Raw genomic sequence first — 23,163 nt, 5'->3', positions numbered from 1 at the left:
TCCCAACCGGTGATCCGGCCGGAGACGGGGTATCAACTAAATCTGGCGTTGATTTTTGGCACGCTGTTGAGTTCTCAAGGAACGGACGCTTCCTTTGTACTCACCCTCTCGGGCTTTCCTCCGGGCGATTCCCTTCGCTGTTCCAAACTCTATCAGTGTTTTTCCGGCCCCCTGACCACCGCCCTGCGAGCATGCAGAAGGTGACCCCGAGATAGGATCTGACAAGTTGGGTGCTGCCGGGCCAGGACACCAGGGGCGTCACTCAGCGCCAAGCAGGAGTACGACTGTACACGGGGCTGCGAGACAGGCGCAAATCGATAAGGGATGTGGTCTAGACCACTAATCGGGAGCTCTTGTGCGGAACCGGTACTACATGTGACATACGCTGCTCAAACAGTGCGCCGTCCGGGACAGGTAGAGACGGCGCATATAGATCTCCACCCCTGGGAGGCTTCCCATGACCACCGTGACGTCCCCTCTTGCCGGACGCGCCATCGGACTGGCGGCTGTGCCGGATCCCGTCTTCTCCGGGGCCATGGTCGGCCCGGGCACGGCCATCGACCCCGTGCGTGAGCCCTCCGAGGCTGTCGCACCCGTGGACGGAGTGATCGTCTCGCTGCACCCGCACGCGTTCGTCGTCGTGGACGATCAGGGTCACGGCGTCCTCACCCACCTCGGCATCGACACCGTGCAGCTCAACGGCGAGGGCTTCGAGCTGCTCGTCAACAAGGGGGACACCGTCACGCGCGGGCAGAGCGTCGTGCGCTGGAACCCGGCGGCGGTCGAGGCCGCCGGCAAGTCCCCGGTCTGCCCGGTCGTGGCGCTGGAGGCCACGGCCGAGGCGCTCGCCGAGCTCCGTGAGGACAACGACGTGAAGGCCGGCGACAGTCTCTTCGTCTGGAACTGAGGGCATGGCCGTCGTAGGACGGCAGCACGTAGCGACAACCACCGCGGCGGCGGGACCCGCCGCACTATCGGAGACGGGTGAGATGGAGACAACGCTGCGAGGCGTCGGCGTGAGTCACGGTGTGGCGATCGGCGAGGTTCGGCACATGGGAACGGCGGTGCTGGAACCGCCTGCCAAGCAGATTCCCGCGGAGGACGCGGAGCGTGAACAGGGGCGCGCCCGCAAGGCCGTGGAAGCGGTGGCCGCCGATCTGATGGCGCGCGGCAACCTGGCCGGGGGCGAGGCCCAGGCCGTGCTCGAGGCGCAGGCCATGATGGCGCAGGACCCCGAGCTCATGGCGGACGTGGACCGGCGAATCGCCGTCGGCAGCACGGCCGAGCGTGCCGTGTACGACGCGTTCGCCGCATACCGCGAGCTGCTGGCGGGGGCCGGTGAGTACCTTGCCGGGCGCGTCGCCGATCTCGACGACGTGCGGAATCGTATCGTCGCCCGTCTGCTCGGGGTGCCCATGCCGGGTGTCCCGGACAGCGACGAGCCGTATGTGCTGGTGGCGCGGGATCTCGCGCCCGCCGATACGGCGCTGTTGGACCCGACTCTGGTTCTCGGTTTCGTGACCGAGGAGGGTGGGCCGACCAGTCACAGTGCGATTCTGGCTCGGGCGCTGGGGGTTCCGGCGGTCGTGGCCCTGCCGGGCGCGGGTGAGCTCACCGAGGGCACGGTGATCGCCGTCGACGGCAGCACCGGTGACATCTTCGTGAACCCGAGCGCCGAGAAGAAGGCGCAGCTGGAGGCCGCTGCCGCCGAGCGCAAGGCGGCGCTTGCCGGGGCGACCGGTCCGGGCGCCACGGCCGACGGGCACAAGGTGCCGCTGCTGGCCAATGTCGGTGGGCCCGCGGACGTTCCGGCCGCCCTTGAGGCGGGTGCCGAGGGCGTCGGTCTTTTCCGTACCGAGTTCCTCTTCCTCGACGACAGCAAGAATGCTCCCTCGGAGGAGAAGCAGGTCGAGGCCTACCGGCAGGTCCTCGAGGCGTTCCCCGAGGGCCGTGTCGTGGTGCGGGTGCTGGACGCGGGCGCGGACAAGCCGCTGGACTTCCTCACGCCGGGCGACGAGCCGAACCCCGCGCTGGGTGTGCGGGGTCTGCGGACGCTGCTCGACCACCCGGATGTGCTGCGCACGCAGCTGACGGCGCTGGCCAAGGCCGCCGAGGGGCTGCCTGTCTACCTCGAGGTCATGGCTCCGATGGTGGCGGACCGCGCCGACGCGAAGGCGTTCGCCGACGCCTGCCGTGAGGCGGGGCTGCGGGCGAAGTTCGGTGCGATGGTGGAGATCCCGTCGGCCGCGCTGCGGGCGCGCTCGGTGCTTCAGGAGGTCGAGTTCCTGTCGCTGGGGACCAACGACCTGGCTCAGTACACCTTCGCCGCGGACCGGCAGGTGGGTGCGGTGTCCCGGCTTCAGGATCCGTGGCAGCCCGCGCTGCTGGACCTGGTGGCGCTGTCCGCCGAGGCCGCGAAGGCCGAGGGCAAGAGCTGTGGTGTCTGCGGTGAGGCCGCGTCCGATCCGCTGCTCGCGTGTGTGCTGACCGGTCTGGGGGTCACCTCGCTCTCCATGGGGGCGGCTTCGATTCCTTATGTCCGGGCGACGCTGGCGAAGTTCACGCTGGCGCAGTGCGAGCGGGCGGCGGCTGCCGCTCGGGCCGCGGACAGTGCCGAGGACGCGCGTACCGCGGCTCAGGCGGTGTTGTCCGGCGAGTAGTCGGACCGTGCTGCCTTTGTGCGGTCGGTGAGGGGCGCTCCACCTTCGGGTGGGCGCCCCTCACGCGTTCAGTGGTGGTGCGCCGGTGCCTGGCCGGTGTCTCCGAGGTCGGGGGGTGCGCAGTAGTCGACGTGCGATTCCGGGGAGATGATGTCGCCGGAATCGATGTCGGTGCAGTAGGCGTCGAACACTTCGCCGGCGGTGAGTGGCTCGAGTCCTTCTCGGCGCAGGCGCCAGCCGTAGATGCGGTCCGGGGTGCCGGAGCTGCTGGTGCGCATGACGAGGCCGCCGGGGCTGTGTGTGGCGAGGCCGAGGGCCAGGACGGTGGTGAACTCGAGGGCTTCCGCCTCGTCGAGGTGGGTGCCGCCGTCGGTCTCCTCGTCGGCGTGCAGGACGGAGACGAGGGTTTCCGGGGTGCCGGTGACGCTGCACACGAGGTGGTGGTTGCCCGGGTGCGCTGTTTCGAGGACACGGACGAGCAGGTGGGAGGCGCGCAGGAAGGCGGCGCGGCCGATGTCCTCGCCGCAGGAGGCGCATGCTCCGAGTCGTGCCAGCAGGGTGCTCGCGTACTCCCAGGTGGCTTGTCGTACGGCTTCGTCCACGAGGGCCGGTACGAGATCGGTGAGGGGCTGGCCGTCGTAGGGGATGGTCGGGCCGGTGCTCGCCAGTTCCGCCGTGAAGCGTGTGCGGCTTGCGGGGATGTCGGGGTCGAGGCCGGCGTCGGTGCAGAACTCGGCGTATTCCTGGGGGTCGAAGAGGGCGACGGTGGTGTGGGTGCCCTGGGCGGCGCGGGTCCTGAGGAGGTCTTCCACCTGCCTCAGGTAGGTCGTGTGGTCGTCGAAGGTGAAGGTGCGGTAGCGCCGCATGGCCCGGAAGTCGTGTTCGTCGGTCAGCAGGCCGATGGTGCCGGCGATTTCGCGGCGCAGTACGCGTCGCATGGTCTGGTGGTCGGTGTGAGCCATGGTTCCCCCTGTGCGCGGTCGATCAATGCTCACTCACAGTAACCGGCGGCACTGACAACGGGGTCCGGGCGAGACGGTCGCGGACGGTTCTGTGCTGGATCAGGCAGGTCAGGCCAATGGTGGCGCCGAAGGCGGTCCAGCCGATCGGGCCGGTGGCGATGGCCGCGGTGACGGCGAGTGGTCCCACACTGCGCTGGGCGGACTGGGCGAGACCGTGGACGCCGAGGTAGGCGCCCTGTGAGGTGGCGGGGGCGAGGGCCACGGAGATTTCCCAGGAGACGGTGGCGTGCAGGATCTCGGCGAGGGTGAAGGCGACGGCCGCCGCGGTGAGGAGGAGCGTGGCGAGGAGAGGTCCTCCAGTTGCCGAGAGCGCCATGGTCGCGCCGCCCAGCGCGAAGGCGACCGAGAGCGGCAGGAGGAGGTTGCGCGCGGCCGTCGTGGTGGCGCCGAAGCGGGCCAGGGGCACTTGGAGGGCCACCACCAGCACGTTGTTGAGGACGAGCAGCAGGGGTGCGAGGCCGTGTGGTGCGTTGTCGGTGTGGGCGATCCAGAGGGGGAGCCCGACCTTGAAGACGGCGTCGTGGAGGGAGAGGACGGTCTCGGTGGCGACGTAGGCGAGGTAGGTGCGGTCGCGCCAGGGGTTCGCCAGCCTGGCAGTGGGGCCGGGGTCTTTGGACGTGGCGACGGTGCGCGAGGGCGAGGGCGGTTCGGCGCAGCGCAGGATCAGGAGGGCCGATGCCAGGAAGGACAGGGCGTCGCCCGTGAGAAGCCACTGGTAGGCGGTGGAGGTGTTCAGGGCGAGGGCCGCCGCGGCGGCGAGGCCGCCCAAGGCCCAGCCCGCGTTGGCGACGGTTCGCTGGACGGCTTGGTAGCGGACCCGGTCCGGTCCTGCGACGCGGGTGGCGTAGAGCCTGGTGAGGACGCTCGCGGCGCGGTCTCCGAGGGCTCCGACGGCGGTGAAGGCGAGGAGCAGGGCGTAGTCGTCGGTGGTGAGCAGGGCGAAGGAGGCCAGGGCGCGCAGGAGTTGGACCGTGGGCAGGACGCGGGTGAGGGGGAAGCGGTCGGCGAGGCGGCCGCCGATCGGCGCTCCGGCGATGCCGATGGCGCTTGCGGCGGCGACGAGGGTGCCGACCTGGGCGACGGAGAGTCCGCAGACGTAGGTGAAGTACAGGACGGACACGGAGGCCCAGAGGCCGCTGCCGACGCGGTCGACGAGGGCGACGGCGAGCATGCGGCGGCCGTCTCGTCCGCCGGGGATGCCCTTCGACCATGCGGCCGCGCGACGTATCGGATGCACTGTTCCCCCTTGCTCCGAGTTATGTACTGATACATAATCGACAATGTGGCAATACATTATGGGATCAGTGGTACGACGGCCAAGGGGATTGCCGCGTCCGTGGAACGGGGCGTCGCCGAGGGGGTGTTGGAGCCGGGGGCCGCGCTGCCTCCCGTGCGGCGGCTCGCGGACGACCTGGGGGTGAGTCCCGGGACCGTGGCGACGGCCTACAAGGAGCTGCGCCGACGTGGCCTCGTGGTCACGCGCGGGCGCGGTGGGACGGTGGTGGCACCGGCGCCGGCGGTGGCCTCACGACGGCCGCCGAGAGTCCCGGAGGGGCTGCGGGATCTGTCCGGCGGACATCCGGATCCGGCGCTGCTGCCGAGTCTCGTCCCGCCCTCTCGCCTCTCCCCCGGCACGCGCTCGCACCGGTCGACGCCGCGACTGGCGCGGTTGGAGGAGTCCGTGCGCGACTGGTTGCGGCCCGACGGGATCCCCGTGGAGCACGTGACCTTCGCGCACGGGGCGCTGGATCTGATCGGGCGGCTGCTGTCCGTGGAGCTGCGGCCCGGCGACGCGGTGGCCATGGAGGACCCCGGATATCACCACCTGCTGGATCTGGTCACGACGCTGGGCTTGAGGATCGTTCCGGTGGCCGTGGACGACGAGGGTGTCCGCCCGGACGCGGTGCGCGGTGCGTTGGGTGCGGGCGTGCGGGCGCTCGTGTGCAGTCCACGGGCGCAGAATCCGTACGGCGGCCGCTTCTCGGCGGCCCGTCGGGACGAGTTGGTCGAGGTGCTGCGGGACGAGCCGGACGTGCTGGTCGTGGAGAACGATCACGCGTCCGCCGTCGCCGGCGCGCCCCTGCGGACGCTGACCGGTGGTGGGTTGCGGCGCTGGGTCCATGTGCGGACCGTCAGCAAGTTCCTGGGCACGGACCTGCGGTGGGCGACCGCTGCCTGTGACGCGACCACGCTGGCACGGCACGACGGGAGGTTGCTGCTGACCTCGGGATGGGTCAGTCATCTGCTGCAGGAAACGGTGCTCGGGTTGATGACCGACGACGACACGCGCGCGCTGGTGGCGCGTGCTCAGGACGCCTATGCCTCGCGCCGCGACGCCGCCCTCGGGGAGTTCGCCGAGCGCGGCATCGAGGGGCACGGGGTGAGCGGCATGAATCTCTGGGTGCCCGTGCGGGACGAGTCGGCGGTGGTGAACGGGCTGCGGTCGTACGGGTGGTGGGTCGCGGCGGGTGCCCGGTTCCGGCTGGCCTCCGGTCCGGGCGTGCGGATCTCCGTCGCGGATCTCGAACCGGCCGACGCGGTGCGGTTGGCCTCGGACTTCGCCGCCGTACTCGGCGAGTCCGAGGCCACCTATGGGGGGTGAGCGTCCCGGGAGGGTGGTCAGGCGCGTTTGCGGGCCAGGTCCTCGTAGAAGTGGAGCAGGTCGAGGTTGTCGATGGAGCCGGGGTTGACCGCCTTCTCCAGGGCGGTGCCCTGGAGAAGGCGCTTGACGGGCACCTCGATGCGCTTGCCGGTGAGGGTGTGCGGGATGCCGGGGACCTCGATGACCTCGTCGGGGACGTGGCGGGGCGAGAGGTGTTCGCGGATGGTCTGCTTGATGCGGCCCAGGAGGGCGTCGTCGAGGGTGGCCCCCGGGCTCAGGTGGACGAAGAGGGGCATCCAGTAGCCGCCGTCGGGTTGTTCGATGCCGACGACGAGCGACTCCTTGATCTCCGGGAGGCGTTCGACCGCTTCGTAGATGTCGGCCGAACCCATGCGGACGCCCTGGCGGTTGAGGGTCGAGTCGGAGCGGCCGTGGATGACGACGGATCCGCGCGCGGTGATGGTGATCCAGTCGCCGTGGCGCCAGACGCCGGGATACGTGTCGAAGTAGCTGTCGTGGTAGCGGCTGCCGTCGGGGTCGTTCCAGAAGCGGATCGGCATGGACGGCATGGGGTTGGTGACCACCAGCTCGCCGACCTCGTCGATCAGGGGCTTGCCGCTCGGGTCCCAGGACTGGAGGTCCGTGCCCAGGCCGGGTGCCTGGAGTTCGCCGATGTGCACGGGGAGCGTGGGTACGGCTCCCGCGAAGCAGGAGCACACGTCCGTGCCGCCGCTGACGGAGGCGATCCACAGGTCGGCCCCGCTCTCTGCGAACTCGTCGTGCAGCCAGCGGAACCCGTCGGGCGGGAGCGGCGAACCGGTGGTGGCGACACACCGCACCGTGGAGAGGTCGAAGTCGCGGGCCGGGTGCACGTCCGCCTTGCGGCAGGCCATGACGTACGCCGCGGACGTCCCGTAGAGGGTGGCCCCGGTGCGTTCGGCGATCCGCCACTGGGCGCCCGTGTCGGGGTAGCCGGGACTGCCGTCGTACAGGACGACGGTTGTTCCGGTGAGGAGGCCGGAGACGAGGAAGTTCCACATCATCCAGCCGGTCGAGGTGTACCAGAAGAAGCGGTCCTGGGGGCCGAGGTCGCAGTGCAGGGCGAGCTGTTTGAGGTGCTCGACGAGGATGCCGCCCTGGGACTGCACGATCGCCTTGGGGAGGCCGGTCGTGCCGGAGGAGTAGAGCACCCACAGGGGGTGGTCGAAGGGCACCTGCTCGAAGACGGGTTCCGTGTCCGCCGCTGTGAGGGCCGACCAGTCCAGAGCGCCCTCGGGGGCGTCGGTGCCCAGGAGGGGGATGTGGACGACGGCACGCAGGGTGGGCAGTTCGCGCCGGAGTTCGGCGACCGTGGCGCGGCGGTCGTGTTCCTTGCCGCCGTAGCGGTAGCCGTCGACGGTGAACAGGACCACCGGTTCCACCTGCTGGAAGCGGTCCAGGACGCTGCGGGCGCCGAAGTCCGGGGCGCAGGACGTCCACACGCCGCCCACGGCGGCCGTGGCGAGCAGGGCGACGACGGCTTGGGGGATGTTCGGGAGGTAGCCGCTGACACGGTCTCCCTGGCGTACGCCGAGGGCGCGCAGTTCGGCGGCCAGGGAGCCGACCTCGCGGCGTAGCTCGGACCAGGTCACCGGGCGCGGTTCGTGGGTCTCGTCGACGTACAGGAGTGCGGGTTCGTCCGCCCGGGTCGCGTGGGCGCGCAGGGCGTGTTCGGCGTAGTTGAGGGTCGCTCCGGGGAACCACTGGGCGCCGGGCATCGACCGGTCGCCGAGCACGCGCGCGTAGGGGGTGGAGAACCGTACGTCGAACCATTCGGTGACGGCTTTCCAGAAGGTGTCCAGTTCGTCGACCGACCAGCGGTGCAGGGCCGCGTAGCCGCCCTCGGCGGGGGCTCCGTGGTGCTGGGCGGCCCAGGCCTGGAACCGGGTGACCTGAGCGCGTGCGATGCGTTCCGGATCGGGCTGCCAGAGCGGCTGGGGGTTCACGGTCGACATGGGGCGGCTCCCGGACTCTGCGCGTGGTGTGCGTCCTGCGCGCACGGGCTGGGGTGTGCGCGTGACGCGGCTGACACGGACGATGCCATGTGATCAATTCCTACGCCAGGGTGAGCCCCACATAGTCCGTGTCGTGAAGATGTGGTCCCAGCACGGGTGAACGGCAGTTGAACGATACGCACATGCGGGCGGGTCAATGGCAGGCTGAGCAGTATGGAAGGTCGTGACCTGGTGCGTTCGGTGAAGACGGTTGGTTCTGCGGGGGCGGCCCAAGGGTTGCGTACCGTACGGGCCGCATGGCGCAGGAGGCGTGCCGACGCGAGCGGGCTGGCGCCGCGGGGCGCCGAGCGCGCGCGGGTGCCCGGCCCTCTCCAGGCCGTGGAGCCTGGGCCCGGGGGCGGTGTTCTCCGGTTCAGCCGCTCCGAGCTGCGGGTCACCGTGGCCGTGAACGGTGCCGTCTTCTGGGGCTGGGACGGGGCCGCTCCCGAGCCGTCGTACGCGCTCGCGGGCCGTTGCCCGGAACCCGATCCCCGGGCGGTGCTGGAGCCGGACAAGGACGGTGGCTGGCGGGTGGTCGCCGAGCGGGTGACGGTCGTCGTCTCCCGGCACGGCGCGATCGAGGTGCTCACGCCCGGCGGTGTGATGCTCCGGCGGGATCTGCCGCCCCGCTGGTGGGAGCCGGTGGACGGCGGCCGGGCGCGCTGGATGCAGCGCTCGGAGGTGGCCGCGGACGCGCGGTTCTTCGGGCTCGGCGGGCGGGCGTCGGGGCCCCGGCTGCGGGACGGGACGTACCGGCTGTGGAACACCGATCCCGGCCGGCCCTTCGGCCCCGGCGACGATCCGCTGTACCTCACGATGCCGGTGCAGTTCGTGGTGGCCGACGCGGCCACCCACCTGGCGTTCCACGACACCTCGTGGGACGGCACGGTCACCCTGCGGGAGGGCGAGGAGGGCGCGGGGTCCGGGCACGACCGGAACGGCCTGTCCGAGCTGCGGATGGAGGGCGGTCCGCTGCGCTGCTGGGTGATGGTGGGCACCCCAGCGCGCGTGCTGCTCGCCTGGGCCTCGCTCTCCGGTGCGCCCGCGCTGCCGCCCACGTGGGCGCTGGGCCATCACCACGCGCGCTGGGGCTTCGGCAGTGAGCAGGAGGTGCGGCGGATCGTCTCGGGCTACCAGGAGCGCGATCTGCCGCTCGACGCGATCCATCTGGACATCGACCACTACGACGCCCATCAGGTGTTCACGGTCGACCAGGAGCGCTTCCCGAAGCTGCCGCAGCTCGCGGAGGACCTGCGGCGGGACGGCGTCCGGCTGGTGTCGATCGTGGATCCGGCGGTGAAGGCGGAGCCGGGCAACGCCGTGTTCGACGGCGGGACGGCCGAGGACGCGTTCGTGCGGGACGCGTCGGGACGTCTCGTACGGGGAGTCGTGTGGCCCGGGGAGTCCGCGTTTCCGGACTTCACGGACGCGCGCGTGCGGCAGTGGTGGGGGCGCCTGTACGCGGAGCGGCTCGCACAGGGCTTCTCCGGCTTCTGGCACGACATGAACGAACCGACCTCGTTCACCGCCTTCGGGGAGTCGACGCTGCCGCGCTCGGCCCGTCACTCCCTGGAGGGGCGCGAGGGGGATCATCGCGAGGCCCACAACGTCTACGCCCTGTGCATGGCCCGGGCCGGGTACGAAGGCCTGCGCGAACTGGCCCCCGAGGAGCGCCCCTTCGTCTTCTCGCGGTCCGGCTGGGCGGGCATGCAGCGCTACGGGGGCACGTGGTCGGGGGACGTGGCCACGGGCTGGTCCGGACTGCGGGCCTCGCTGGCGCTGGTCATGGGGCTCGGTCTGTGCGGGGTGCCGTACTCGGGACCCGACATCGGCGGCTTCGACGGGGATCCCTCGCCCGAGCTGTATCTGCGGTGGTTCCAGCTGGGAGCGTATCTGCCGCTGTTCCGCACGCACGCGAGTCTGCGAGCGGGCCGCAGGGAGCCCTGGGAGTACGGTGCCGAGGTGCTGGAGCACGCGCGCGTGGCGCTCGACGAGCGTCGGCGGCTGCTGCCCTACTTCGTGACCCTCGCGCATCTGGCACGGCGTACGGGAGCGCCCTATGTGCGGCCGTTGTGGTGGTCGGCGCCCGAGGACCGGGCCCTGCGCGACTGCGAGGACGCGTTCCTGCTGGGCGACTGTCTGCTCGTGGCCCCGGTGCTCGACCCGGGGGCGGACCGGTGGGCGGTGCAGCTGCCGCGGGGACGGTGGTACGACACCACGACCGAGAAGGTCTACGAGGGGCCCGCACAGGTTCTTCTCGACGCGCCCTTGGCGCGCATTCCGGTGCTCGCGCGCGCGGGCGCCGTCGTCCCGGTGCGGGGGGACGACGGCGGGCTGGAACTGGAGGTCTGGGCGCCCGCGCGCGGGCGGACCGGAGGCGGGCTGGTCGTGCCGGACGCGGGCGACGGCTGGGACGAACCGGAGATCGAGCGCTACGTCGCCCGCTGGGAGGGCCGGCGGGTGGTGGTCGAGCGAGAGGGTGAGGACGGTCTGAGCGAGCCGTCCCACCCGGTCCGGATACGAGGCCTCGGGACGGGCTGAGGTCAGAGGTAGCGGCCCTCGAACCAGGCCCGCACGGCCGCCGTGTGCAGCGGGAAGGCGAGCTCCTCCGGCCTGCGCAGGAGGTGCCAGCCCTCGGTCTCGTCCGTGGCGGCGGAGGGCGGCAGGCCGTCGGCCGGGCGCTCCGGCAGCACACCGAGCAGGAGCAGGTGTCCGTCCTGCGAGCTCATCGCGTCGACGAGCCGTACGTCACGGCTCGCCGCGTCGATGCCGGTCTCTTCCTTGAGCTCACGGACGACGGCCTGTCGCCAGTCCTCACGGTCGTCGATGTAGCCGCCGGGCAGCGCGATGCCTCCGCGCGCGGGTTCGACGGTTCGGGTGATGACCACGAGGGCGGTGCCCTGTGTGTCGTACACGGGCTGGAGGGCCACCGCGACGGGGAGCGGGTTGCGGTAGGCCACGGTGTGGCAGGCCGGGCAGGTGCGGGGCCAGCCGGAGACGCCCTCTTCGTAGAGAGCTCCACAGCTCGAACAGTGGGAGCCGGGCGTGGAGTTGGGGTAGGGGTGCTGAGTTTCGGACACGCGGCGGACTGTATCCGATCAACGGAAGGGCGTACTCCGGCGGAGGCTCGTTTTTCCTCCGATCCGGTCTCAAGGGCCCTTGGTCAGCGACTTTGCGGAGACCGGGAAGTCGAAGTAGGTGTCCGGGTAGGGCTCGGGCTTGTAGGTGTAGTGCCACCACTCCTCGGCGAGATTGACGAAGCCGAGGCCTTCCAGAGTGCTCTTGAGGAGCAGGCGGTTGGCGCGCTGGGTCCCTTGGATACGGGGATCGAGGGTGTGCGAGAGGGTGTCGAAGCAGTCGAACCCGGTGCCCATGTCCACGGAGTTGTCCGGAAATCGCTCACTCCTGGGCGCGTAACAGGGCACCAGGGGCTCGCCCGGCACATACGGCCTGGTCGGGCTGGCGGGGAGCTTCACGAGGGTGAGGTCCATGGTCGAGCCTCGGCTGTGCCCCGACTTCTCGGCGATGTAACCGTCCTCGAACAGCCGGGTCTTGTCGACGTCGGGATAGAACTCGCCCTTCATGGCCTGGTCTTCGAGGTCCTTGGCCCAGCGGACGAAGTGGTTCACGGCGCGCTGGGGCCGGTAGCAGTCGTAGACCTTGAGGCTGTAGCCCTGGCGGAGCAGCTTCCGCTGCGCCTTGTGCAGGGCCTGCGCCGCGGGCCGGGTGAGGATGCACAGGGGCTGCCGATAGCCGTCGATGCGCTCGCCGACGAAGTTGTGACGGGTAAGGTATCGCATCTCCTGGATGATCGTCGGGTCCACGGTTCTCAGGGCCACGAAGTCCGCCGGCGCCTTGGGGTCGGCGCCTGCTCGTGAGGGGGCGGCCTCGGCGGGGAAGGCCTGGGCGGGGGCGGAGGCCGCGGTCAGGGCCAGCAGGGCGGCGAAAGCGGTGACCAGCCTGCGTGCCGCACTGGAGAGTCGTGTCATGTCTCCTGCATCTATCAGGAGCATGTTGCGTGGGGGAAGCGATCGGATGCGGTTTCACCCCGCGGAGCGGCCGACTGTGACGGGCCCTGCCCTTGGGAGGACACGCGTGGCAGACTTCTGACGACCCGTCAGTTCCGCTCGGTCAGGGAGGGAACATGTCCCGCACGCGCACTCCCGTCGTCGCCCGGTGGTTCGCCGGGGACGGAGAGAACTTCAGTCTGCTCGGCACACGCTGCCGCGCCTGCGCCTCGGTCTTCTTCCCCCGCGAGGACGTCCGCTGCCGCAACCCCGGGTGCCAGGGCGCCGATCTGGAGGAGGTGCCCCTCTCCCGGCGCGGGCGCGTCTGGTCCTACACGGACGGTCGGTACCGGCCTCCGTCACCGTATGTGACCGACCCGGAACTTCCGTGGGAGCCGTACACGTTGATCGCTGTGGAGCTGGAGGCGGAGCGGATGGTGGTGCTGGGACAGGCGGTTCCCGGAGTCACCCCGGCCGAACTCGCGGTGGGCATGGAGGTGGAGGTCGTGCCCGGCGTGCTCCATGAGGACACGGAGACGGTCTGGACGACCTGGCAGTGGCGGCCGACGGGGGTGAGGGCATGACGGCTGACGTGGCGGTACTGGGCGCGGGCATGCACCCATGGGGCAAGTGGGGGCGGGGGTTCGTCGAGTACGGCGTGGCGGCGGCCCGGGCGGCGCTCGCCGACGCGGGGCTGGACTGGCGGGAGGTCGGCTCGATCGTCGGCGCGGACACCGTGCGGGGCGGCTATCCGGGGTATGTGGCCGGGGCGACCTTCGCCAAGGCGCTGGGCTGGCAGGGCGCGCGGGTCACCAGCGTGTACGCGGCGTGCGCTTCGGGGGCCCAGGCCATCGACACCGCGCGCGTGCAGATCCTCGCCGGTCGCGCGGACGTGGTGCTGGTGGTGGGGGCGGATGCCGCGCCGAAGGGGTTCTTCCGGCCCGCGGGCGGTGACCGGCCGGACGATCCGGACTGGCTGCGCTTCCGCGTCCTCGGGGCGACCAACCCGACGTACTTCGGGCTGTACGCGCGTCGGCGGATGGCCGTGCACGGCGACACCATGGAGGACTTCGCACAGGTCAAGGTGAAGAACGCGGCCTCGGGCGTGCTGAATCCGTACGCGCGCTACCGCAAGCGGGTCACCGCCGAGGAGGTCGCCGCCTCCGCCATGGTCGCCGACCCGCTGCGGCTGCTGGACATCTGCGCGACCTCCGACGGAGGGGCCGCCGTGGTGCTGTCGAGCATGGAGTTCGCGCGCCGGCGCGGGGTGGTGGATCCGGTGCGCATCCGGGCCGTGTCCACGGTCACGCCGCGCTACCCCAGCACCGTGCTGGACCTGCCCGAGATCGCGACGGACTCCGCGGTGGCGGTCGCGTCGGCGACGGAGACCTTCCGGGCGTCCATCGCACGGACGGCGTACGACGAGGCGGGCATCGGACCCGAGGATCTCTCCGTGGCGGAGGTGTACGACCTGTCCACCGCCCTGGAGTTGCAGTGGTACGAGGATCTGGGGCTGTGCGGTGAGGGAGAGGGCGCGAAGCTGCTTCGGGAGGGTGCGACGGCCCCGGGCGGACGCATACCGGTGAACTCCAGCGGTGGGCTGGCGTCCTTCGGCGAGGCCGTTCCGGCTCAGGCGATCGCCCAGGTCTGCGAGGTGACCTGGCAGTTGCGGGGCACGGCCGAAGACCGTCAGGTGCCGGGCGCGCGCGTGGGCATCACCGCGAACCAGGGGCTGTTCGGGCACGGGTCGGCGGTGATCGCGGTGCGGTGAGGAGGGGACCGCTCGGCGCGGCCGGACGGTACCTCGGAGCGGCCCGGGACCGACAAGCGCTTCCCGTACGCTGCGTGACCGACCCGGAATCCTGCGTGAACGTCGCGTGAACTGCGCCTGGGCGTGCGCCGACAGCGCCATCATGCTCCCGTGCACTCCTGGACGGACACTCTCCGCTTCGCTTTCCAACCGGTGGTCAATCTGACGACCGGCGGGGTCGCGGGGCTGGAGATACTCGCCCGACCGGAGACGGGTGACATCCTCGCGGAGGCCCGTCGTGACCCCGAACTCGACGGCCGGCTCGCGGTGCTGGCGGTCCGTACGGCCATCCGCAGGGAGTCGCTGCTGCCGCTGCACGTCAACGTGTTCGCCGGGACGCTCGCCGACCTCGGCGGCCTCTCACCGCTGCACGACGCCGTGCGCCAGGCGGGGCGGCTGCCGTGGGAGGTGACGGTCGACATCAATCCGCCGTACACCCACGTACCGCAGCAGGCGCTGCTGGAGACGGTCGGCGGACTGCGGGAGCAGGGGTTCCGGATCAGCGCGGACGGCGTCGGCGACGGGGACGTACCTCTGCGGCTGCTCCTCGACATCGCACCCGACCTGGTGAAGCTCGACGCGTCCTTGCCGGAGCGGCCGGCGGCGGTGCGGGCGATGCGGGCCCTGTGCGACGAGTCGGGCGCGCTGCTGTGCGTCGAGGGCGTGGAGACCGAGCGGCAGTGCGCGGCGGCCCTGTCGGCCGGTGCGCAGCTGGCACAGGGTGAGCTGTTCGCGCCGCCGTCCCGGTTGCCCGTGGCGGACGTCTACGTTCCGCCCCGCTCCCCCGGCCTCGTCCAGACGCCCCGGTCGGGGCCCACCGTGCGGGAGTTCGTACGGCCGGCCGCGCTGCTGCCCGCCACCGCCTCCGCGAGCCAGGTGCGGGCCCTGCTGACCGGCTCGCCCGAGGTGTCCGGGGTACTGCTGGTGGACCGGGACGGGGCGCCGGTGCGCTCGGTGCACCGCTCCCGCTTCCTGCTGTCCATGTCGGGGCGCTACGGACACGCTCTGTACGCCGACCGGCCCGCCGCCAAACTCGGTGATCCGCCCCGGACGGTGGGCGTCGACGCCACCGCGTGGGAGGTCCTGGACGTGGTGGCCGTCGGCGACCGGGACCGTACGTCGGACGACGTCGCCGTCGTCGACCGGTACGGCCGGTGCGTGGGCGTCGTACGCCTCGCCGACCTGGTACGGGCGCTCGCCGAGAGCCGGGTCGAGGAGGCCGTCGGCCTCAACCCGCTGACGCGGCTGCCCGGTTCGGACGCGATCACCGGCGAGGTCGACCGGAGGATCGCGGACGGTCGGACGGTCGCGCTGAGTTGGCTGGACGTCGACCACTTCAAGCGGGTCAACGACGGCGCCGGTTTCGCCGCGGGTGACGAGCTGATCCGGTCGGTGGGACGGGCGTTGCAGCACACGGCGTCGGACAGCACCCGCGTCGGTCACATCGGCGGCGACGACTTCCTGGTGCTCGCCGAACCGGAGGGACTGGAACCGCTGGCCGCCTCCGTGCTGGATGTTCCCTGGTCGGCGGGCGGACGGCCCGTGACGCTGTCCCTGGCCACGGTGGTGTGCCCGCCGGGCAGTGTGACCGACCACCGGGAGGCGGCCGCCTGTCTGGCCCCGCTCAAGCAGGCGGCGAAGTCGCTGGACGGGGCGAGTTGGGTACTGGGGCGTGCCGGGCTGCCCGGACACGAGATCCGACGCGGGACGGGAGCGACGACCGCGCGGGCGGGGTAGGCCCCACCCCGCGCGCGACTCGGCCGCACGGACCTCAACCGTTGCCGTCACCGACCTTGACGCTCCCTGGACGCCGGTGAACACTTCCGGTGTCGGTCGACATCGCCGTACATTCTCGGCGTATTCAGGCACTGCGCCGCGTGGGCCCACCTGAGCCGAGGCCCATACCCCCACCGGCGATTCGGCTGCGACGGCACGCTCGTCGCGGACGCCGGGCGGGGCGCGGGATCCTCCCTGCCCTTCGGCAGTTCGCCAAGGGAACCGCACCCTGCACGGAGGACCGGGGCCGCTCGTCCCGGGCCAGGGCCTAGGAGCCGCCATGAGCAACGGAGACATTTTCGTCGGCGAGACCATCGGTACCGCGATCCTGATCCTGTTCGGCGCCGGCGTCTGCGCCGCCGTCACCCTCAGATACTCCAAGGCACGCGCAGCGGGATGGATCGTGATCGCGTTCGGCTGGGGTTTCGGAGTGCTGGCGGGCGCCTACACCGCCGCGCCCCTGTCCGGCGGACACCTCAACCCGGCCGTCACCCTGGGCATCGCCGTCGACACCGGCGAGTGGGGCAAGGTCTGGGTCTATGTGCTGGGCCAGCTGGTCGGCGCGATGCTGGGTGCCGTGCTCTGCTATCTCACGTACTTCGCGCAGTTCCAGGCCAATGTGAGCAAGACGGGCACCACGGAGGGCACGGCCGACGAACCGCTGCCGACGCTCGGCATCTTCTCCACCATCCCGGAGATCCGGAACCCGGTCGCCAACCTGATGACGGAGATCATCGCCACCATCGGGCTCGTCCTGCCGATCCTCGCCTTCGGCCTGACCACGGGGCTCGGTGAGTCCGGCACGCTGGTGCTGATCGTGTCGTTGCTGGTCGTCGGCATCGGGCTCTCCCTCGGCGGACCGACCGGCTACGCCATCAACCCGGCGCGTGACCTCGGCCCGCGCGTCGTGCACACCTTCCTGCCGATTCCCAACAAGGGCACGTCCGACTGGGGTTACGCGTGGATCCCGGTCGTCGGCCCGCTGATCGGCGGCGCTCTCTCCGGCCTCATCTACAACGCGGCCTTCTGACGCGGCCTTCTGACGCAGCTTTCCGACGCAGCCTTCCGGCCTGCTTCCCGAGCAGCCTTCTGAACCCAGCCCAAGGGGTAGCCATGACGGACAACGCCGACAAGTACGTCGCAGCGATCGACCAGGGCACCACCTCCAGCCGCTGCATCATCTTCGACCACAACGGCGCGATCGTCGCCGTCGACCAGCGCGAACACCGCCAGATCTTCCCCAAGCCCGGGTGGGTGGAGCACGACGCCACCGAGATCTGGTCCAAGGTGCAGGCGGTGGTCGCCGGGGCCGTCGCCAAGGCCGGACTGCGCGCCGACCAGCTCAGCGCGCTCGGCATCACCAACCAGCGCGAGACGACCGTGCTGTGGGACCGCGCCACGGGCAAGCCCGTGCACAACGCGATCGTGTGGCAGGACACCCGCACCTCGGCCCTGTGCAGCCAACTGGGCGGCACGGACGGGCAGGACCGTTTCCGCGAACAGACCGGGCTGCCGCTCGCCAGCTACTTCTCCGGGCCCAAGGCGGCCTGGTTGCTGGACAACGTGCCCGGCCTCAGGGCCCGCGCCGAGCGCGGCGAGATCGCGTTCGGCACCATCGACTCCTGGCTGATCTGGAACCTCACCGGCGGCACGGACGGCGGGCGGCACGTCACCGACGTGACCAACGCCGGCCGGACGATGCTGATGAACCTGGAGACCCTCCAGTGGGACCGGTCCATCCTGTCCGCGATGAACGTGCCCGAAGCGGTCCTGCCCGAGATCAGGTCCTCGGCAGAGGTCTACGGCACCGCGGTCGGCCAGCTCGCGGGCGTGCCGGTCGCGTCGGCGCTGGGCGACCAGCAGGCCGCGGTGTTCGGACAGGCCTGCTACGACGTGGGCACGGCCAAGAACACCTACGGCACGGGCAGCTTCCTGCTGCTCAACACCGGCAACCGGCCGGTGCCGTCCAAGAACGGCCTGCTGACGACGATGGGCTACAAGATCGGTGGTGAGGCGCCGGTCTACTGTCTGGAGGGCTCGATAGCCATAACGGGCGCGCTGGTCCAGTGGTTCCGGGACCAGCTCGGCATCATCCGCACCGCCGACGAGATCGAACCGCTGGCGGCGAGTGTGGAGGACAACGGCGGGGCGTACATCGTGCCCGCCTTCTCCGGCCTGTTCGCCCCGTACTGGCGCTCCGACGCGCGCGGTGTCGTCACCGGCCTGACCCGGTACGTCACCAAGGGCCATCTGGCCCGCGCGGTGCTGGAAGCGACGAGCTGGCAGACGCGCGAGGTCGTGGACGCCATGTTCCAGGACTCCGGGGTGCACATCACCACCCTGAAGGTCGACGGCGGCATGACGAAGAACAACCTGCTGATGCAGCACCAGGCGGACGTGCTCGACGTGCCGGTGATCCGGCCCAAGGTGTCCGAGACGACCTGTCTCGGGGCGGCCTACGCGGCCGGGCTCGCCACCGGCGTGTGGAACGACCTGGACGAGCTCAAGGCGCACTGGCAGCGCGACGTGGAGTGGACCCCCGCCATGGACGCCTCGGTGCGCGACCGCGAGTACCACAACTGGCGCAAGGCGGTGGAGAAGAGCTTCGGCTGGCAGGAGGACGGCGAGAACTAGCTCCACGCGCGCGTGGACGGCACGGAGCCGCTCGCGCGCGTGAGCCGTGCGCACGGACAGCGGCCCGTACCCCGGTCGGCGAGGGTGCGGGCCGCGTCCGCTTCACGTCGTGACGGTCTGCCGGTGTTCCGAGACGTAGGCCATCGCGTGCCGGACGACACCGATGAGGACCTCCTTGACCGACTCCCGGTCCCGGGCGTCGCACAGCAGCAGCGGTACGCCGGGATCGAGGTCCAGGGCCTGCCGTACGTCGTCCTCGGGGTAACGGGCCGCGCCCTCGAAGCAGTTGACGGCGACGACGAAGGGGATGGACCGCCGTTCGAAGTAGTCGACGGCGGCGAAGGAGTCCTCCAGCCGGCGGGTGTCGGCCAGCACGACGGCGCCGAGCGCGCCCTCGGAGAGCTCGTCCCACATGAACCAGAACCGTTCCTGTCCCGGTGTGCCGAAGAGGTACAGCACCAGGTCGTCTCGGAGGGTGATGCGGCCGAAGTCCATGGCCACGGTGGTGGTGTGCTTGCCTTCCACGCCCGTGGTGTCGTCGACCGGACGTCCGGCCTCGGTGAGGTACTCCTCGGTGCGCAGCGGCTTGATCTCGCTGACCGCGCCGACCAGCGTGGTCTTGCCCACGCCGAAGCCGCCGGCCACGAGGATCTTGAGCGTGACGGGCTCGACCGGGGGCTTGCCACGCTCAGAACGCCCGAAGATCATCGATCTCTTCTCCTGCTTGATGGGGGTGGGGGGACGGGGGGCCGTAGCCTCCGCCGCCGGGGGTTTCGATGACGAGTACGTCGCCCGGACCGACGTCCGCCGCGTCGCTGCCGCCGAGTTCGGTGACCGTGCCGTCCGCGCGCTCCACGCGGTTGGCACCCGGCGCGCCGGGTGCGCCACCGGCCATACCGTACGGCGGGACCCTGCGGTGCTGCGACAGCGTGGAGACGGTCATCGGCTCGAGGAAGCGGATACGGCGTACCGCGCCGTCCCCGCCGGGCCACCGTCCGTCCCCGCCGCTGCCGCGCCGGACGGTGAACTCGTCGAGCCGGACGGGCAGTCGCCACTCCAGTACCTCGGGGTCGGTCAGCCGCGAGTTGGTCATGTGCGTCTGGACGACGGGGGCGCCGGGGTAGCCCTCGCCCGCGCCGGACCCGGAGGCGACGGTCTCGTAGTACTGGTGCCGGTCGTTGCCGAAGGTCACGTTGTTCATGGTGCCGGAGCCCTCGGCCTGGACACCCAGTGCCGCGTACAGGGCACCGGTGATGGCCTGGGAGGTCTCGACGTTGCCCGCGACGACCGCCGCCGGCGGCTCGGGGGACAGCATGGAGCCGGGCGGTACGACGATGTCGAGCGGGCGCAGACAGCCGTCGTTGAGCGGGATGTCGTCGGCGACCAGGGTGCGGAAGACGTACAGGACGGCCGCGTTGACGACGGCGAAGGGCGCGTTGAAGTTGGTGGTCAGCTGGGGTGAGGTGCCTGTGAAGTCGACGGTCGCGGAACGGTTCTCGCGGTCCACGCGGACGCGTACGCGGATGACGGCGCCCGCGTCGGTCTCATAGGCGTACTCGCCGTCGTCCAGGGCGTCGATGACGCGGCGGACGGCCTCCTCGGCATTGTCCTGGACGTGCTTCATATAGGCCTGTACGACGTCCAGGCCGAAGTCGTCGATCATGCGGCCGACTTCGTCGACGCCCTTCTGGTTGGCGGCGATCTGGGCACGCAGGTCGGCGAGGTTGGTCTTCGGGTTGCGGGAGGGGTAGGGCGCCTCGGTGAGGAGGCGGAGGGTCTCCTGCTCGCGGAAGCGGCCGTGCTCGGCGAGCAGCCAGTTGTCGAAGAGGATGCCCTCCTCGTCGATGGTGCGGCTGTTCGCGGGCATGGAGCCGGGGGCGATACCGCCGATCTCCGCGTGGTGACCACGCGAGGCCACGTAGAAGAGGAGCCTGCCGTCACTCTCCGTACCCGCCGGGCCGGTCGTGCCGTTGGTGTCGAAGACCGGGGTGATCACCGTGACGTCCGGCAGGTGGGTGCCGCCGTGGTACGGATCGTTGACCGCGTAGGTGTCCCCCGGCCGCATCCGGTCACCTCGGCGCCGGATGACCTCCTTGACGCTGGTGCCCATCGATCCCAGGTGGACGGGGATGTGCGGGGCGTTGGCCACCAGGTTTCCGTCCGGGTCGAAGAGCGCGCAGGAGAAGTCCAGGCGCTCCTTGATGTTGACGGACTGGGCGGTGGACTCCAGGCGGGCACCCATCTGTTCGGCGATGGACATGAAGAGGTTGTTGAAGACCTCCAGCAGAACCGGGTCTGCTTTCGTGTCGAGATCGGAACTCTCCGTAATCGCCGCACGTTCCATGACCAGATGCCCGTCGTCGGTCGTCACGGCCCGCCAGCCGTCGTCGACGACGGTCGTGGCGCCGGCCTCGGCGATGATCGCCGGGCCGGTGACGGTCTCGCCCGGGGGCAGGTCCTCGCGGCGGTGGAGGGGTACGTCGCGCCAGGCGCCGCCCGTGTGGAGGCGGACGGTCCCGGGCGCGGCGGTGCGGCCCTGGAAGGTGGTCAGGGCGGAGAGATCAGGGGGTTCGGTGATGCCGGTGGCTTCGACGGAGAGGGCCTCGACGACGATCGGGCGGTCGAGGGTGAAGGAGTACGTGGCGCGATGACGCTCTTCGAAGGCGTGCCTCATCGCGTCGGGATCGGTCAGTTCGACGGTGAGGGTGGTGTCGGTGCCGTCGTAGCGGAGCTGGGCTCGGCGGGTGACCTGGATACGGCTCTCCGCGACGTCCTCGGCGAGGAGTTCGGCGCGGGCGGCGCTCTCCAGGTCGTCGGCCGTCTTCAGGACGCCGGGCAGGAAGGCGCGGTCCAGGGGTGCCTCGACGGACTGCTCGCGCATGGCGGTGGTGTCGGCGAGGCCGATGCCGAGCGCGGACAGGACACCGGCCATGGGCGGCACGAGGACGGTGCGGATGCCGAGCGAGTCGGCGACCATGCAGGCGTGCTGTCCGCCCGCGCCGCCGAAGGTGGTGAGGGCGTAGCGGGTGACGTCGTGGCCCTTCTGGACGGAGATCCGCTTCACCGCGTTGGCGATGTTGGTGACGGCGATCCGGAGGTAGCCCTCGGCGACCTGCTCGGGGGTGCGGTCGTCGCCGGACGTCTCACGGATCTCGCGCGCGAGGGCGGCGAAGCGCTCGCGGACGAGTTCGGCGTCGAGGGGCTGGTCGCCGTCGGGGCCGAACACCTTGGGGAAGTGGGCGGGTTGGATGCGGCCGAGCATGACGTTGGCGTCGGTCACGGCGAGTGGGCCGCCGCCCCGGTAGCAGGCGGGGCCGGGCTCCGCGCCCGCCGAGTCCGGCCCTACGCGGTAGCGGGAGCCGTCGAAGTGCAGCACCGAGCCGCCGCCGGCCGCGACGGTGTGGATATCCAGCATGGGTGCGCGCAGCCGGACCCCGGCGATCCGGGTGGTGAAGACGCGTTCGTACTCGCCCGCGAAGTGGGAGACGTCGGTGGAGGTGCCGCCCATGTCGAAGCCGATCACGCGGTCGAAGCCGGCGAGTTGCGACATCCGGGCCATCCCGACGATGCCACCGGCGGGGCCGGACAGGATGGCGTCCTTGCCGCGGAACTGCCCGGCTTCCGCGAGGCCGCCGTTGGACTGCATGAACATCAGCCGCACGCCTTCGAGTTCGGCGGCGACGTGCTGGACGTAGCGGCGCAGCACGGGCGACAGGTAGGCGTCGACGACGGCGGTGTCCCCGCGCGGGACGAGTTTCATCAGCGGGCTGACCTCGCTGGAGAGCGAGATCTGCGGGAAGCCGATGCGGGCGGCGAGCCGGCCGACGGCCTGTTCGTGGGCGGGGTGGAGATGGCTGTGCATGCAGACCACGGCGACGGCCCGGATGCCGTCCTCGTACGCCTGCCGGAGCGGGCCGGTGAGGGCGTCGAGGTCGGGGGCGCGCAGGACGGTGCCGTCGGCGGCGATGCGTTCGTCGACCTCCACCACGCGTTCGTGCAGGAGCTCGGGGAGTTCGATGCGCCGGGCGAAGATGTGCGGGCGGTTCTGGTAGGCGATGCGCAGGGCGTCGCGGAAGCCGCGCGTGGTGATCAGGAGGGTCCGCTCGCCCTTGCGCTCCAGCAGGGCGTTGGTGGCGACGGTGGTGCCCATCCGGACGGCGTCGACCGGGTCCGGGGAGTCGGCCAGGAGTTCCCGGACGCCGGCGACCGCGGCGTCGGAGTAGCGCGCGGGGTTGTCCGAGAGCAGCTTGTGGGTGAGCAGGCGGCCGTCGGGACGCCGCGCGACGATGTCGGTGAAGGTGCCGCCCCGGTCGACCCAGAACTGCCAGCCTGTCGTCACGTCCTTCTCCCCGATCGTGCTGTTCGGAACCGTGTCCGCGGGCTGAGCATCGGCCGGTGCGGATGGTCGTCGACGATCGGTCAGATCATATCGGCCGGGTCGTTTCCGTGCCCGTTCCGGACCGGTGAGCACCGCCCGGCGCATCAGGGTGCGAGTCCTTCGGCCGGCCTGGTCCGCGTGGCCCCGCTGCCGGACGCGGTCCGTGCGTGTCTCGCGCCACTGCGCGTACGCACGGCACAGACGCCCCCGGGAAGCGTGGTGACGTCCCCGAGGAGCCGTC

17 protein-coding genes are annotated in these 23,163 nt (G+C 71.0%); 10 read left to right on the top strand and 7 right to left on the bottom strand.

The genetic code is table 11. The features are described from left to right. From K4B79_RS28970 to ptsP, 3 genes are all read left to right on the top strand, one after another. The coding region (locus tag K4B79_RS28970) for a hypothetical protein (protein ID WP_232029874.1) at nucleotides 1–204 on the top strand (204 nt) is incomplete at its 5' end. A 253-nt stretch (nucleotides 205–457) separates the two neighbouring features. Next, nucleotides 458–907: a PTS sugar transporter subunit IIA gene (locus K4B79_RS28965; protein ID WP_232029873.1), complete on the top strand. Its 450-nt coding sequence runs from the start codon at nucleotides 458–460 to the stop codon at nucleotides 905–907. An 82-nt stretch (nucleotides 908–989) separates the two neighbouring features. Further along, nucleotides 990–2,660 (top strand): phosphoenolpyruvate--protein phosphotransferase, encoded by a 1,671-nt coding sequence (ptsP, locus tag K4B79_RS28960; protein WP_232029872.1) that lies wholly within the window; start codon nucleotides 990–992, stop codon nucleotides 2,658–2,660. A gap of 68 nt (nucleotides 2,661–2,728) precedes the next feature. On the opposite strand, the gene K4B79_RS28955 is transcribed toward ptsP, so the two are convergent. Beyond that, the gene (locus tag K4B79_RS28955; RefSeq protein WP_232029871.1) at nucleotides 2,729–3,622 is read right to left on the bottom strand and encodes a hypothetical protein; all 894 of its coding nucleotides are present in this window, start codon (nucleotides 3,620–3,622) and stop codon (nucleotides 2,729–2,731) included. Between the two features lie 22 nt (nucleotides 3,623–3,644). Beyond that, the gene (locus K4B79_RS28950; RefSeq protein WP_308280523.1) at nucleotides 3,645–4,919 is read right to left on the bottom strand and encodes an MFS transporter; all 1,275 of its coding nucleotides are present in this window, start codon (nucleotides 4,917–4,919) and stop codon (nucleotides 3,645–3,647) included. Nucleotides 4,920–4,964: 45 nt separating this feature from the next. Here K4B79_RS28950 and K4B79_RS28945 point away from each other — a divergent pair, with 45 nt between their 5' ends. Next, entirely contained in the window at nucleotides 4,965–6,284 is a 1,320-nt protein-coding gene (locus tag K4B79_RS28945) for an aminotransferase class I/II-fold pyridoxal phosphate-dependent enzyme (RefSeq protein ID WP_232029870.1), read from the top strand. Between the two features lie 17 nt (nucleotides 6,285–6,301). On the opposite strand, the gene K4B79_RS28940 is transcribed toward K4B79_RS28945, so the two are convergent. Continuing rightward, nucleotides 6,302–8,278 carry an acetoacetate--CoA ligase gene (locus K4B79_RS28940; RefSeq protein WP_232029869.1) on the bottom strand — a complete coding sequence of 659 codons (1,977 nt, stop codon included), beginning with the start codon at nucleotides 8,276–8,278 and terminating at the stop codon, nucleotides 6,302–6,304. A 213-nt stretch (nucleotides 8,279–8,491) separates the two neighbouring features. Between K4B79_RS28940 and K4B79_RS28935 the strand changes: the two genes are divergently transcribed. Further along, the gene (locus K4B79_RS28935) at nucleotides 8,492–10,858 is read left to right on the top strand and encodes a glycoside hydrolase family 31 protein (protein WP_232029868.1); all 2,367 of its coding nucleotides are present in this window, start codon (nucleotides 8,492–8,494) and stop codon (nucleotides 10,856–10,858) included. A gap of 2 nt (nucleotides 10,859–10,860) precedes the next feature. Here K4B79_RS28935 and K4B79_RS28930 read toward each other — a convergent pair whose 3' ends face one another. Both K4B79_RS28930 and K4B79_RS28925 read right to left on the bottom strand, forming a co-directional pair. Then, the gene (locus K4B79_RS28930) at nucleotides 10,861–11,397 is read right to left on the bottom strand and encodes an NUDIX domain-containing protein (RefSeq protein WP_232029867.1); all 537 of its coding nucleotides are present in this window, start codon (nucleotides 11,395–11,397) and stop codon (nucleotides 10,861–10,863) included. A gap of 69 nt (nucleotides 11,398–11,466) precedes the next feature. Continuing rightward, on the bottom strand, nucleotides 11,467–12,306 hold the full coding sequence (locus K4B79_RS28925; protein ID WP_232029866.1) for a M15 family metallopeptidase: 840 nt from the start codon (nucleotides 12,304–12,306) through the stop codon (nucleotides 11,467–11,469). A 155-nt stretch (nucleotides 12,307–12,461) separates the two neighbouring features. Between K4B79_RS28925 and K4B79_RS28920 the strand changes: the two genes are divergently transcribed. The 5 genes from K4B79_RS28920 (at nucleotide 12,462) to glpK (ending at nucleotide 18,544) form a co-directional block, all read left to right on the top strand. Further along, nucleotides 12,462–12,908, top strand: a complete 447-nt coding sequence (locus K4B79_RS28920; protein WP_232029865.1) for a Zn-ribbon domain-containing OB-fold protein — start codon at nucleotides 12,462–12,464, stop codon at nucleotides 12,906–12,908. Further along, a complete protein-coding gene (locus tag K4B79_RS28915) occupies nucleotides 12,905–14,095 on the top strand; it encodes a lipid-transfer protein (RefSeq protein ID WP_232029864.1) in 1,191 nt (396 codons plus the stop codon). Before K4B79_RS28920 ends, K4B79_RS28915 begins: the two co-directional genes overlap by 4 nt. A 150-nt stretch (nucleotides 14,096–14,245) precedes the next feature. Next, the gene (locus K4B79_RS28910; protein WP_232029863.1) at nucleotides 14,246–15,871 is read left to right on the top strand and encodes a GGDEF domain-containing protein; all 1,626 of its coding nucleotides are present in this window, start codon (nucleotides 14,246–14,248) and stop codon (nucleotides 15,869–15,871) included. A gap of 319 nt (nucleotides 15,872–16,190) precedes the next feature. Next, the gene (locus K4B79_RS28905; RefSeq protein WP_232029862.1) at nucleotides 16,191–16,940 is read left to right on the top strand and encodes an MIP/aquaporin family protein; all 750 of its coding nucleotides are present in this window, start codon (nucleotides 16,191–16,193) and stop codon (nucleotides 16,938–16,940) included. An 83-nt stretch (nucleotides 16,941–17,023) separates the two neighbouring features. Continuing rightward, nucleotides 17,024–18,544, top strand: a complete 1,521-nt coding sequence (glpK, locus tag K4B79_RS28900; protein WP_232029861.1) for a glycerol kinase GlpK — start codon at nucleotides 17,024–17,026, stop codon at nucleotides 18,542–18,544. A gap of 102 nt (nucleotides 18,545–18,646) precedes the next feature. On the opposite strand, the gene K4B79_RS28895 is transcribed toward glpK, so the two are convergent. Continuing rightward, the gene (locus K4B79_RS28895; protein ID WP_232029860.1) at nucleotides 18,647–19,252 is read right to left on the bottom strand and encodes a GTP-binding protein; all 606 of its coding nucleotides are present in this window, start codon (nucleotides 19,250–19,252) and stop codon (nucleotides 18,647–18,649) included. Then, on the bottom strand, nucleotides 19,233–22,883 hold the full coding sequence (locus tag K4B79_RS28890; protein ID WP_232029859.1) for a hydantoinase B/oxoprolinase family protein: 3,651 nt from the start codon (nucleotides 22,881–22,883) through the stop codon (nucleotides 19,233–19,235). The genes K4B79_RS28895 and K4B79_RS28890 overlap by 20 nt, the downstream gene beginning before the upstream one ends. Nucleotides 22,884–23,163: the final 280 nt, after the last annotated feature.

It is taken from the genome of Streptomyces lincolnensis (assembly GCF_021173675.1).
GTDB lineage: Bacteria > Actinomycetota > Actinomycetes > Streptomycetales > Streptomycetaceae > Streptomyces > Streptomyces lincolnensis_B.
Note: the sequence above shows the minus strand (reverse complement) of the source record. Positions and strands in the feature narration are given on the sequence as shown.

What these genes read in the sequence shown, in the direction of transcription:
- K4B79_RS28965 (WP_232029873.1), top strand. Translation starts at nt 458, where the DNA reads ATGACCACCGTGACGTCCCCTCTTGCCGGACGCGCCATCGGACTGGCG.
- ptsP (WP_232029872.1), top strand. Translation starts at nt 990, where the DNA reads ATGGAGACAACGCTGCGAGGCGTCGGCGTGAGTCACGGTGTGGCGATC.
- K4B79_RS28955 (WP_232029871.1), bottom strand. Translation starts at nt 3,622, where the DNA reads ATGGCTCACACCGACCACCAGACCATGCGACGCGTACTGCGCCGCGAA.
- K4B79_RS28940 (WP_232029869.1), bottom strand. Translation starts at nt 8,278, where the DNA reads ATGTCGACCGTGAACCCCCAGCCGCTCTGGCAGCCCGATCCGGAACGC.
- K4B79_RS28935 (WP_232029868.1), top strand. Translation starts at nt 8,492, where the DNA reads ATGGAAGGTCGTGACCTGGTGCGTTCGGTGAAGACGGTTGGTTCTGCG.
- K4B79_RS28925 (WP_232029866.1), bottom strand. Translation starts at nt 12,306, where the DNA reads ATGACACGACTCTCCAGTGCGGCACGCAGGCTGGTCACCGCTTTCGCC.
- K4B79_RS28920 (WP_232029865.1), top strand. Translation starts at nt 12,462, where the DNA reads ATGTCCCGCACGCGCACTCCCGTCGTCGCCCGGTGGTTCGCCGGGGAC.
- K4B79_RS28915 (WP_232029864.1), top strand. Translation starts at nt 12,905, where the DNA reads ATGACGGCTGACGTGGCGGTACTGGGCGCGGGCATGCACCCATGGGGC.
- K4B79_RS28905 (WP_232029862.1), top strand. Translation starts at nt 16,191, where the DNA reads ATGAGCAACGGAGACATTTTCGTCGGCGAGACCATCGGTACCGCGATC.
- glpK (WP_232029861.1), top strand. Translation starts at nt 17,024, where the DNA reads ATGACGGACAACGCCGACAAGTACGTCGCAGCGATCGACCAGGGCACC.
- K4B79_RS28895 (WP_232029860.1), bottom strand. Translation starts at nt 19,252, where the DNA reads ATGATCTTCGGGCGTTCTGAGCGTGGCAAGCCCCCGGTCGAGCCCGTC.